The organism is Pseudomonas sp. S2_B07 (assembly GCF_054668435.1).
Map to the genome: position 1 here is coordinate 5,645,723 of NZ_CP162769.1, position 11,202 is coordinate 5,656,924.

Sequence of the window (11,202 nt, forward strand, 5' to 3'; positions counted from 1 at the left end):
ATGACCGCAGGCCCCGTCAAACGGGGTTTGCACAGGAGGTTGCAATGGGCGCTATTTTGAATCTGGTCGAACGGAACCTGCACGAAGTGCACGTCGATGCCGACCGCATGCTGTTTCACATCCCCAGCAGTTCGCTGTTCGCCAGCGACGAACTGACCGGCACCATCATCGATACCTTGCGCGGTCCCGGCTGTTCGTCGGACGACCTGATCCAGCGCTTGTCCTCCCGCTTCAACGGCGAGGAAATCACCGAGACCTTGCGTGAGTTGATGTCCCTGGAACTGGTCAGCGACGGCTCGCCACTGACCCCGGACATCGGCACCAAACGGGTCGAGCGCACCGCGATCAATACCGTGGTGCTCAACGTCAACACCGGCTGCAACTTGAGCTGCACCTACTGCTACAAGGAAGACCTCGACAAGCCGTCGGCGGGCAAGAAAATGGACGTCGAAACGGCGGTCGCGTCGGTGGAAATGCTGCTGCGCGAATCCCCGGATGAAGAGCGTTTCACCGTGGTGTTCTTCGGTGGCGAGCCGTTGAGCAACCGCAAACTGATCGAGTACATGGTCGACTATTGCGAGAAGCGTTTCCGCGAGGCCGGCAAGTTCGTCGAGTTCGTCATGACCACCAACGCCACGCTGCTCACTGAAGAAACTGTGGACTACCTCAATGCCCACCGTTTCGGGCTGTCGGTGAGCATCGACGGGCCTAAAACCGTGCACGACCGCAACCGTATCACCGTCGGCGGGCAGGGCACGTATGACGTGGTACGGCGCAAGGCGGAGATGCTGTTGTCGCGCTACAACAGCCGTCCGGTGGGCGCGCGGGTCACGTTGACCACCGGCGTCACCGACGTCGAAACCATCTGGGATCACCTGTTCAATGAACTGGGTTTTGCCGAAGTCGGGTTTGCCCCGGTGACCTCTGGCGACATCAGCACCTTCAACCTGTCCAGCGACGAGTTGATCGAAGTTTTCGCCAGCATGAAGAGGCTGGGTCGGCGTTACCTGGACGCGGCGCTGGAACACCGCAACATCGGTTTTTCCAACCTGCACCAATTGATCACCGACATCCACGAAGGCCACAAAAAAGCCCTGCCGTGCGGCGCGGGCCTGAAGATGCTGGCGGTGGATCACAAAGGCGAACTGAACCTGTGTCATCGCTTTACCGGTTCGTCACTGCCGACCTTCGGCAACGTGCACAGCGGCGTCAAACAGGTGGAGTTGAACGACTTCCTGTCCCAACGCCTCGACCGCACCAACACCGGTTGCGAGGACTGCCAGATCCGCAACCTGTGCTCCGGCGGCTGCTACCACGAAAGCTACGCCCGGTACGGCGACCCGACCCACCCGACCTATCACTACTGCGAACTGATGCGTGACTGGGTCGACTTCGGCATCGAGGTCTACACCCGGATCATGGCCCATAACCCTGCGTTTATCAGCAGCTACATCACTCCGCGCAAGGCTCACTGATATGAAACATCTCAAGGCAATCAATAACAAAGCGCTGAAACTGGACGAGGCTGCGGCCGAAAACCGCATCGAAGAAGTGGTGGCCATGAGCTCTGTGGCGGGCTGCGCCTCGACCACCGACCCGGGTTGGGAGATCGATGCGTTTGGCGGGGTGTCGTCGCTGTGCCAGCCGATGGAAGCCGACTTGTATGGCTGTTCCGACCCGTGCTGGTGGCCGGCCCAGGTGCCCGACATGATGAGCACCTATCCGGACTGGAACAAGGATGCCCAGGCGTCCAACGAAAACTGGCGCAACCTCGGCACTGTCTTCCCCAAAGACAAGTGATCAGATAAGAAGAAGGATTCCAGCATGCACAGCATCAAAGCCTGCGGCCTGGCCGCATTCGCCGTCCTGAGCACGTGTTCGCTCAACGTTCTGGCCGATGAAAATGCAGCACTGCAAGACGGTCACGAGTACATGTTGACCACCAACTACCCGAACAACCTGAACGTGATCGACCTGGCCACCGACACGCTGTTCAAGACCTGCAAGATGCCCGACGCCTTTGGCCCCGGCACCGTGCAACTGTCGCCGGACCGCAAGACCGCCTATGTGTTGAACAACCACTACGCCGATGTCTACGGCGTCGAGCTGGACAATTGCAAGCAGGTGTTCCACGCCAGCATCACCCAGAAACCTGGGGAGAAAGCGAAGTCGATGTTCGCCTTCACCCTCAGCCACGACGGCAAGGAACTGTTTGCCATTGCCAACCCGACGCTGATGCTCAATGACCGCTACGAAGTGCAGCAGCCGCGGCTCGATGTGTACAAGACTGACGCCGGCATGGACGCCAAACCGGTGCGCAGTTTCCCGGCGCCGCGGCAACTGACCATCATGCAAAGCGGCGACGACGGCACGCTGTACGTGGCCGGGGCGGACGTCTACAAGGTCAATGTGAACACTGGCAAGTTCGACGTGCTGATTCCCAGTCGTCACTGGAAACGCCCGAACTACAGCGCGCCGGACGTGCTCTACGTATGGAACCAGCAGACGTATCGCCATGATTTCTCGCTGCTCTACACCACCGCGAAATTCAAGGACAAGAAGCAGGATCCGTTGACCGCCGAATACCTCTACGGGCTATTCAGCATCGACCTGAAAACCGGCAAGACCGAAACCACCGACTTCGGTCCCCTGACGGAAATCTACTTCAGCGGCATGCGCTCGCCGAAGGACCCGAACCTGATGTTCGGGGTGCTCAACCGCTTGGCCAAGTACGACATCAAGGAAAAGAAAATGCTTCAGTCGGCGACGCTGGATCATTCCTACTACTGCATTTCCTTCAACAAGGACGGCAGCAAGATCTACCTGGCCGGGACGTTTAACGACGTGGCGATTTTTGATGCCGACAGCTTGAAGCAGATTGGCAGCATCAAAATGCCGGGTGGGGATATGGCGATTACCACGGCGCAGATATTTGTCCGGTAATAGCGGCGCCTGACCGGCCGCCATCGCGAGCAGGCTCACTCCTACACTGGATCTGCGGTGCAACACAGATCCCCTGTAGGAGTGAGCCTGCTCGCGATGAGGCCCTCAAAAATACTGCCAAATCAAACCCCCGGAACCGGACACCCCACATCCCCCTCCTGACACTTAAGATAATTCCTGAACGTCTGAACCCGCGCCTTGGTCAAGTCGGTGGTGCAACTGCTATAGATCAACGGATACACACTGCCCCCTTCCACCCCCGAAGCCGAAAACTTGCACTCGGCATCCCGAAACGCAACCCACGCCCGTTGCGCGCCCACCAACAACTTCTTGCGCTCGGGCTCAGCTTGCAGACGCGTGGTGATTTGCTGATACAGCGCATTCAACTCCTTGTCGGCCGCCGCATTCTGCTGCGCGGCGCATTGGTTCATCGTGGCCTGGTCGGTGGCGTTGTCGCAATCCACGGCGAACGCCATCGAAGTGAACAACACTGGCGCCAGTGCCAGGAAAAAGCGTGAGTACATGGCGGAAACTCGCTGTGGCAGAGGAAATTGCGAGGCAGTTTAGCGAATCACTATGAACCTGCGCCGACAGAACACGCCTTGCTGTCCGCAACCGTCTCGCCCGCAAACCCGAACTTATGCGCACAAAAATGGCCGAATATCCCGAGCATGGTTGATCGCGACAAGCGATTGGTCCAATTTTAGGGTTGGTCTTGTGGTTGTTACTGACCTACTGTTCAGTACAGGAGGTGACTTATGAACCCAGCATCAGATCGCATCGAAAGGAAAATCCTGCTCAAGGCGAAGCGTTCGCACGTCTGGCGTGTGCTGGCCAATGCCGAAGCGTTTGGGCAGTGGTTTGGCGTTGCGCTGGACGGCAAGCGTTTCGTCGCCGGTGAGTGGACCCAGGGGCAGATCACCTATCCCGGGTATGAGCACTTGCTGTGGAATGTGCTGGTGGAGCGGGTCGAGCCCGAGCGGGTGTTTTCGTTTCGTTGGCACCCGTATGCGGTTGAACCGGATGTCGACTATTCCCAGGAACCCACTACTTTGGTGAAATTCGAGCTTGAAGACATGGATGAAGGCACCTTGTTGAAGGTCACCGAATCCGGTTTCGATCATGTTCCCCAAGCGCGAAGGCTCAAGGCGTTCCGTATGGACAGCCGCGGTTGGGATGAGCAGATGAACAACATCGAACAGTTTCTGACCAAAAGCGCCAAAGCCCACGAGCGTGAAGGTGGTTAAAGCTACAGCCCCCTGAATTCGAGGCCTCCAGCCATTAAACCTGAGGCGTCTAAGGGTTTTCGGAAGGGTGGGTATAGCGAATGTCTTACACGCGATGGTAGCTATGTCGTCTATCGCAGATTGGATCCGACACGTAATCTAACTCCATCAACTGAAGCACAGGAAGCGCTTCAGGATCACGGATGATCGACCATCAGCAAGGATTGGCTACCGACAGGGAGTCGACAATGGTCTTGGGAAAAACCCGCTTCGGCGGGTTTTTTTTTGCCTGTCGAAAAGTCCGGCAGCGCTTAGAGCCTGGCCGCTGCCCGTTCGGTGATTTGCGTGCGCAGCTCAAGCGAGGCGGCTGCCCGGCGTTGCGCTTCAGCCAGAACACTCGATGGTGCCGCTTCAGGGCTGCCCGACTGGAACGGCGGTGCCGGGGCATATTCCAACTGCAACTGCACCAGCTGCGCGGTGTCCTTGTCGAACAGTTCCGCCGCCAGGGTCAGGGCAAAGTCGATCCCTGCGGTAATCCCGCCACCGGTCAGCAGATTGCCGTCGCGCACCACCCGGTCCTTCACCGGGATCGCGCCCAGTGGCTTGAGCAGTTCGTGATAGGCCCAATGCGTCGTCGCCCGCTTGCCCTTGAGCAACCCTGCGGCGCCGAGCACCAGCGCACCGGTGCAGACCGACGTGACATACCGCGCGGTGGCGGCTTGCGCCTTGATGAACGCCAGCGTTTCTTCATCTTCCATCAACGGCCCGACGCCACCGCCGCCGGGAACGCAGATCACATCCAGCGCCGGGCAATCGTCGAACGTCACGGTCGGTTTCAGCACCAGGCCAGTGCTCGCGGTAATCGGCACCAGGTCCTTCCAGATCAAATGCACCTTCACGTCCGGCAGTGAGGCCAACACATCGTAAGGGCCGGTCAGGTCCAGTTGCTGAACCTGGGGAAACAACAGAAAACCGATCTGCAACGTCATGGCGTATTTCTCCTGAAGTGGGTGGACGTCTTCACTGTAGGCTCGTAGGATTTGGCGTATCCGCCAATCACCCCACGAATTACGCCAACATGCCGAAAATCATTCACGTACTCGCGTTTGCCAATGTGCAACTGCTCGACGTCACCGGGCCCTTGCAGGTTTTCGCCTCGGCCAACGACATGGCTCGCCAGAAAGGATTGCCGCCGCCCTATGCGCCGACAGTGATTGCCAGCGGCGGCGGGGCGGTAATATCGTCGGCGGGCTTGGGGCTATTGGCCGAGCCGTTGCCCGAGGGCGAAAGCGACACGCTGGTGATTGCCGGTGGCTGGGGCGTTTACGCGGCGGCGGAAGACCCGGCGCTGGTGGCCTGGGTGCGCGAACATGCGGCAGCTTGCCGGCGGGTTTCATCCGTGTGCACCGGGGCGTTTTTGCTGGCTGCCAGCGGCTGGCTGGATGGCCGGCGAGTGGTCACGCACTGGACGCGTTGCGAGCAGTTGGCGCAGAAGCATCCGCGCCTCCACGTCGAGCCCAATCCGATCTTCATCAACGACGGCCCGGTCTGGACCTCGGCCGGGGTCACGGCTGGCATCGACCTCGCCCTGGCCATGGTCGAAGAGGACCTCGGCCGCAACATGGCGCTGGAAGTCGCCCAGCAACTGGTGGTGTTCCTCAAGCGTCCGGGCGGGCAGTCACAGTTCAGCGTGACCTTGTCCTTACAGAAAGAAAGCGACCGGTTCGACGAACTTCACGCCTGGATCAGTGAAAACCTGACCAAGGACCTCGGCATTCCCACCCTGGCGTTGCAGGCGGGCATGAGCGAACGCAGTTTTGTCCGCCACTACCGCGCCGACACCGGGCAAACTCCGGCGCGCGCCATTGAATTAATCCGGGTCGAAACGGCGCGACGGTTGCTCAGCGACACCGGTGTACCGATCAAGCGGGTGGCGGTGCAATGCGGATTTGGCAGCGAAGAAACGCTTCGGCGCAGTTTTCTAAGGGCCATGGGCGTGACACCACAGGCGTATCGCGAGCGGTTTTCGGTCAGTGGGCCCGCTCTCTATCAGGCTTCCACTTCCGCCACCTGATTAAAATACTTTGACCGATCCGGCGTAAACGTCACCACCATCCCGGTCCGGGAGCATTCCAACGCGCGCTCTTCAGCCAAATCAACATCCAGATCCTCCCCGCGCAAACCCTGCCACTGCGCCAGGTATTTGAGAGATCCGTATTTTTCGAGTTTTTTCAGGCTGCGACTGACACCCCCTTCCAGCCCAGAACCGGTAGCTCTCCGGCAAGGCTGCGTTGGGCGAGATTGGGGAAACGGGCGGCGCGTTGGCGGCCGATTTCCCAGCATTTGATCAGGCCTTTGTCCGGGCCTTCCCACAGTTCGTCGCGGTTCAGGCCGGAGCGAAGGGGTGAGTCGATGCTGCGGTGGATGCGCTGGCTCATTCAGGTTCCTTGAATTCGGGTTTTGTTGGACAGCTCCGCTGTACCCGTTGTTGCTGGATGTTAGGGGGGATGTAACGACTGGCAACAAGGTATTTCAGGCTGTAGGAATGGGAGGTGCCGGGGTGAAAGGGGAATGTTTGTTCAATTTTTGTAGGAGGTTTGGCCTGAAAGCCCACAAATGCTCGCCAACGTTGGGTTGGTAGGTTCTGGGAGTGTGTTTAAGCCTGGTGTGAGTGAGCTTCGTTCCTACAAGCGGCAGCGCAAAACGGGAAATTTCTGACGGACTTTGTCGGCTAGTGATGTTGTGGCTGATGGCTACGCCTCAGTCTCAAGGCTGCCAAAAACTCTTCTCCCCACTCAATTTCCGATCCAGAAAACTCGCCGCACTGATCAACGCCAGATGTGTCAGTGCTTGCGGCGTATTCCCCAGATGCCGCGCATGATTGTCCAGCTCTTCGGCATACAGGCCGAGCGGGTTGGCATACCTCAGCAACTGTTCAAACTCCAGATGGGCTTTTTCCACCTGACCGGCCCGCGCCAGGCATTCGACGTACCAGAATGAGCACGCGGCGAACGCGCCTTCGGTGCCGTCGAGGCCGTCGATGCGGGTGTCGTCGTTGCGATAGCGATAGACCATGCCGTCGCGCACCAGGTTTTTTTCGATGGCTTGGAGGGTGGCGAGCCAGCGCGGGTCCTTGGCGCTGACGAAGCGTACCAGCGGCATCAGCAACATCGAGCCGTCGAGGGCGGTGCCGCCGATGTACTGGACGAAATGTCCGCGTTCTTCGTTCCAGAAGTTTCCCCAGATGTCGGCGTAGATAGCCTGGCGCATCTGGTCCCAACGGGCGAACGGGGCGGGCAGTGAGCGTTTCGAGGCCAGGCGAATGGCGCGGTCCAGTGCGACCCAGCACATCAGTCGCGAGTGCAGGAAGTGATGCTGCTCGCCACGCATTTCCCAGATACCGACGTCTGCCTGCTGCCAGGTTTCGCACACCTGATCGACCACTTCCACGGTATGTTTCCAGCCTTCATGGGAGATCGCCTCGCCATATTTGTTGACCAGGTAGATCGCGTCCATCAACTCGCCGAAGATGTCGAGCTGGATCTGATCGCAGGCACCGTTGCCGATGCGCACTGGTGTCGCGCCGCCATGTCCGGACAGGTGCGTCAGTTCGACCTCCGGCAGTTCCTGTCGACCGTCCATGGCATAGAGAATGTTGAGCTTCTTCGACTGGCCATGACAGTCGCTGACCCGCCCGCGCAGCCAGCGCATGTAGTCGTTGGCTTCCTGGACGAACCCCAGGCGCATGAACGCGTAGACGGTAAACGATGCGTCGCGGATCCAGGTGTAGCGATAATCCCAATTGCGCTCGCCACCCGGTGTTTCCGGCAGGCCGAAGGTGGCGGCGGCGAGAATCGCGCCGTGTTTGCGTGATGTCAGCAGCTTCAGGGCGAGGGCCGAGCGGTTGACCATTTCCCGCCAGCGGCCGCGATAGTTGGACTGGCCAATCCAGTCGCGCCAGAACTTCAGGGTGCGTTGCAGGCACAGGTCGGCGGCACCCTCCTTGAAGCGCGGATCGTCGAGTCCGCCGAGCAGGAACTGTGCACTCTCATCTTGCTTCAGGGTGAATTCGGCCACCGCTGCATCACCATCAACCTGCAACCCCTGATCCGAAGACAGGCGCATGGACGGTTGATCGGCGGCCTCGAACGTCACGTCTTTTTTATCCATCCGCGCGCGCGTCCTGGCGCGAGCGTAGTCATGACGCACGGCGCAGCGCATGTGAAACGTCGCCTCACCGCTGACCACCCGAACCCTGCGCATCAACAGCGGCAGATCGTCCTCGGTGTCACCGATGGGCAGCAGGTCGGTGATTTCGACCACCGCGCGATCACTCAGCCAACGGGTTTGCAGCACGTTGGTGTCCGGCAGGTAAATCTGCTCGCGGCGGGCGTCGGGCAAGTCCGGCGACAACTGGAAGATACCCGCCTGGGGCGTATCAAGCAGCGAGCAGAAAATCGACGGGCTGTCGAATTCCGGCCAGCAGAAAAAGTCCACGCTGCCCTTGTCGTTGACCAGTGCGGCGCTGCGCATGTCGCCGATGATGCCGTGGGCGTCGATGGCGCTTTGTCGTTCGTGAAGTAGCGGCTGGAGAGAAATCGGCATGACGGTTAGCGCCTTGCGGTGAGGGCCTACCTAGCTGACTGGTTTTTGGGGGCAGGAGTTCATTTGCTGGAATGATGTGGTGATTGTTCTGACCCCTTCGCGAGCAGGCTCGCTCCCACAGGGTTTTGCGTCGTAGACACATCCAATGTGGGAGCGAGCCTGCTCGCGAAGGGGCCTTCACATTCCACCAACAATTGGGCGCTTTCCCCTCAATCAGCCTTATGGCAATTTGCAGTCCCTTGTCGAGACCCGCACCCCATGGCCAACCCTTACCGCGATCTGTTCAAAGCCCCCGGCAGCCGAGCCTTCGTGCTGGCCGGCATGATCGCGCGCATGCCGATTTCCATGACCGGCATCGGCCTGATCACCATGCTCTCGCAACTGCAGGGTGGTTACGGACTGGCCGGTGCCGTGGCGGCAACCTTTGCCTTGGCCACAGCTTTTTGCGCGCCGCAGGTCTCACGATTGGTCGACCGCTATGGCCAACGCCGGATCTTGCCGATTTCGGCGCTGATCGGCGGCGGGGCGTTGTTGCTGGTGTTGCTGTGCACCCGTTTACAGGCGCCGCACTGGACGTTGTTCGTGTTCGCCGCGCTGGCCGGTTGCATGCCCAGCATGTCGGCGATGGTGCGGGCACGCTGGACCGAGGTCTATCGCGGCCAGCCCGAACTGCAAACCGCCTATGCCCTGGAGTCGGTGCTGGACGAGGTCTGCTTTATCGTCGGGCCGCCAGTGTCGGTGGGCTTGTGCGTGGTGGCGTTCCCCGAGGCCGGGCCGCTCGCGGCGTTGTTGATGCTGGCGATTGGTGTCACGGCTTTCGTCCTGCAACGCGACACCGAGCCGGCCATTCATCCCCATGAAGAACACCATCAAGGCTCGATCATTCGTTCCGTCGAGATTCAGTTGCTGATGTTGTTGATGGTCGCCATGGGCACCATTGTTGGCGTGGTCGATGTGGTCAGCGTGGCGTTCGCCCAGCAGCAGGGCCAACCGGCGGCGGCGAGCATTGTGTTGTCGGTGTATGCGATTGGTTCATGCATGGCCGGGCTGGCGTTCGGGGCCTTGCGTTCGAAGGTGCCATTGCCGCGATTGTTCCTGTACGGCGGGGTGGCGACAGCGTTGACGACGCTGCCGTTGTTGCTGGCGAGCAACATTCTAGGGTTGTCGTTGGCGGTGTTTGTGGCCGGGCTGTTTTTTGCGCCGACCTTGATCGTCGCCATGGCCCTGGTGGAGCGCATCGTGCCACCGGCCAAGCTGACGGAAGGCCTGACCTGGCTGGTGACGGGGTTGAGTATTGGCGTGGCGATTGGTGCGGCGAGTTCGGGGTGGCTGGTGGATGCGTTCGGCGCGCGCAGCGGGTTTTGGGTGGCGATAGCTGCCGGCCTGGTGGTCCTCATTTCCGCTGTCCAAAGCTTCCGCCACTTGAAATAAAGCCCCCCTGTAGGCGTGAGCCTGCTCGCGATAGCGGTGTAACAGTCACCATCTGAATTGACTGACTTACCGCTATCGCGAGCAGGCTCACTCCTACAAGGGGATGCGTACGACTAATTCTCCGCGGCGCTCATCCGTTCCCTTGATAGACAACTTTTCGAGGTAAGCCCGGTGACCCAGCTGACATTGCTGTGCCTGCCCTATTCAGGCGCGAGCGCCATGGTTTACAGCCGCTGGCGGCGCAAACTGCCGGAGTGGCTCACACTGCAACCGGTGGAACTGCCCGGCCGTGGCGCACGGTTCGGCGAGCCGTTGCACACCGACATGCGGCGCCTGGCGCTGCAACTCGCGCAAGAACACATCGCCACGCTGAAAACCCCTTACGCGATTTTCGGCCATAGTCTGGGTGCCTTGCTCGCCTGTGAAATGGCCCATGCGTTGCGCTCGCTGGGCGGTCCGGAGCCGGTGGCGCTGTTCGCTTCAGGCACCGCTGCGCCGACGATGCGTGCGGACTACGATCGCGGTTTTGCCGAGCCGAAAACCGATGCCGAGCTGATCGAGCAATTGCGTACGCTCAATGGCACCCGCGAAGAAGTGTTGGCCAACGAAGAACTGATGAGCCTGACGCTGCCGGTCCTGCGCGCGGACTTCCTGCTGTGCGGACGCTTCGAACCACAGCAGCGCCCCTTGCTCAACTGCCCGGTGCACGTGCTCGGCGGCAAGGCTGATCGCGCGACCACGGAACAGCTGATCGGCTGGAGCAAGGAAACCCACGGCAGTTTTTCCGTGGACATGCTTGGCGGTGGTCACTTCTTCATCCATGAGCACGAGGCCAAGGTGCTGCGAGTGATCAAGGATCAGCTCGAGATCCACCATCGCCGGCATGCCATGGCCGCCAGTGCCTGACACATCCAATCCCTGTAGGAGTGAGCCTGCTCGCGATGGCGTCGGTACATTCAACAGGGATGTGACTGACAGACCGCTATCGCGAGCAAGC

The 11,202-nt window shown here is 60.1% G+C and carries 10 protein-coding genes and 1 pseudogene; 7 read left to right on the forward strand and 4 right to left on the reverse strand.

All coding sequences use genetic code 11. From position 1 onward, the window contains the following. Window positions 1-44 precede the first annotated feature (44 nt). From peaB to peaD, 3 genes are read left to right on the forward strand one after another with little or no spacing between them, the layout of a single operon-like run. Complete coding sequence (gene peaB, locus AB4N43_RS26060; RefSeq protein WP_410922866.1) at window positions 45-1,475, forward strand: quinohemoprotein amine dehydrogenase maturation protein; 1,431 nt, start codon at window positions 45-47, stop codon at window positions 1,473-1,475. 1 nt (window position 1,476) lies between these two features. Further along, window positions 1,477-1,800, forward strand: coding sequence for a quinohemoprotein amine dehydrogenase subunit gamma (gene qhpC / locus AB4N43_RS26065; RefSeq protein WP_008145336.1), 324 nt, complete (start codon window positions 1,477-1,479; stop codon window positions 1,798-1,800). A gap of 24 nt (window positions 1,801-1,824) precedes the next feature. Beyond that, entirely contained in the window at window positions 1,825-2,943 is a 1,119-nt protein-coding gene (peaD, locus tag AB4N43_RS26070; RefSeq protein WP_027925510.1) for a quinohemoprotein amine dehydrogenase subunit beta, read from the forward strand. 122 nt (window positions 2,944-3,065) lie between these two features. On the opposite strand, the gene AB4N43_RS26075 is transcribed toward peaD, so the two are convergent. Continuing rightward, the gene (locus tag AB4N43_RS26075) at window positions 3,066-3,467 is read right to left on the reverse strand and encodes a lysozyme inhibitor LprI family protein (RefSeq protein WP_460152191.1); all 402 of its coding nucleotides are present in this window, start codon (window positions 3,465-3,467) and stop codon (window positions 3,066-3,068) included. A gap of 234 nt (window positions 3,468-3,701) precedes the next feature. Between AB4N43_RS26075 and AB4N43_RS26080 the strand changes: the two genes are divergently transcribed. Then, window positions 3,702-4,190 (forward strand): SRPBCC family protein, encoded by a 489-nt coding sequence (locus AB4N43_RS26080; protein ID WP_194941076.1) that lies wholly within the window; start codon window positions 3,702-3,704, stop codon window positions 4,188-4,190. A gap of 290 nt (window positions 4,191-4,480) precedes the next feature. Here the strand turns inward: AB4N43_RS26080 and inhA are convergent, their stop codons facing one another. Next, window positions 4,481-5,158 (reverse strand): isonitrile hydratase, encoded by a 678-nt coding sequence (gene inhA, locus AB4N43_RS26085; RefSeq protein ID WP_027925507.1) that lies wholly within the window; start codon window positions 5,156-5,158, stop codon window positions 4,481-4,483. 89 nt (window positions 5,159-5,247) lie between these two features. On the opposite strand from inhA, the gene AB4N43_RS26090 reads away from it, so the two are divergent. Further along, window positions 5,248-6,243 (forward strand): GlxA family transcriptional regulator, encoded by a 996-nt coding sequence (locus AB4N43_RS26090; protein WP_460152193.1) that lies wholly within the window; start codon window positions 5,248-5,250, stop codon window positions 6,241-6,243. On the opposite strand, the pseudogene AB4N43_RS26095 reads toward AB4N43_RS26090, so the two are convergent. Both AB4N43_RS26095 and AB4N43_RS26100 read right to left on the reverse strand, forming a co-directional pair. Next, window positions 6,219-6,607, reverse strand: a pseudogene (locus tag AB4N43_RS26095) (hypothetical protein). The gene AB4N43_RS26090 and the pseudogene AB4N43_RS26095 sit on opposite strands and share 25 nt — an antisense overlap. 328 nt (window positions 6,608-6,935) lie before the next feature. After that, on the reverse strand, window positions 6,936-8,774 hold the full coding sequence (locus AB4N43_RS26100; protein WP_194941074.1) for a glycoside hydrolase family 15 protein: 1,839 nt from the start codon (window positions 8,772-8,774) through the stop codon (window positions 6,936-6,938). A gap of 258 nt (window positions 8,775-9,032) precedes the next feature. On the opposite strand from AB4N43_RS26100, the gene AB4N43_RS26105 reads away from it, so the two are divergent. Beyond that, entirely contained in the window at window positions 9,033-10,205 is a 1,173-nt protein-coding gene (locus AB4N43_RS26105) for an MFS transporter (RefSeq protein ID WP_027925503.1), read from the forward strand. A gap of 171 nt (window positions 10,206-10,376) precedes the next feature. After that, window positions 10,377-11,111 carry a thioesterase II family protein gene (locus tag AB4N43_RS26110; protein WP_027925502.1) on the forward strand — a complete coding sequence of 245 codons (735 nt, stop codon included), beginning with the start codon at window positions 10,377-10,379 and terminating at the stop codon, window positions 11,109-11,111. Window positions 11,112-11,202: the final 91 nt, after the last annotated feature.

What these genes read in the sequence shown, in the direction of transcription:
- AB4N43_RS26105 (WP_027925503.1), top strand. Translation starts at nt 9,033, where the DNA reads ATGGCCAACCCTTACCGCGATCTGTTCAAAGCCCCCGGCAGCCGAGCC.
- AB4N43_RS26075 (WP_460152191.1), bottom strand. Translation starts at nt 3,467, where the DNA reads ATGTACTCACGCTTTTTCCTGGCACTGGCGCCAGTGTTGTTCACTTCG.
- qhpC (WP_008145336.1), top strand. Translation starts at nt 1,477, where the DNA reads ATGAAACATCTCAAGGCAATCAATAACAAAGCGCTGAAACTGGACGAG.
- AB4N43_RS26090 (WP_460152193.1), top strand. Translation starts at nt 5,248, where the DNA reads ATGCCGAAAATCATTCACGTACTCGCGTTTGCCAATGTGCAACTGCTC.
- peaB (WP_410922866.1), top strand. Translation starts at nt 45, where the DNA reads ATGGGCGCTATTTTGAATCTGGTCGAACGGAACCTGCACGAAGTGCAC.
- AB4N43_RS26080 (WP_194941076.1), top strand. Translation starts at nt 3,702, where the DNA reads ATGAACCCAGCATCAGATCGCATCGAAAGGAAAATCCTGCTCAAGGCG.
- inhA (WP_027925507.1), bottom strand. Translation starts at nt 5,158, where the DNA reads ATGACGTTGCAGATCGGTTTTCTGTTGTTTCCCCAGGTTCAGCAACTG.
- peaD (WP_027925510.1), top strand. Translation starts at nt 1,825, where the DNA reads ATGCACAGCATCAAAGCCTGCGGCCTGGCCGCATTCGCCGTCCTGAGC.
- AB4N43_RS26100 (WP_194941074.1), bottom strand. Translation starts at nt 8,774, where the DNA reads ATGCCGATTTCTCTCCAGCCGCTACTTCACGAACGACAAAGCGCCATC.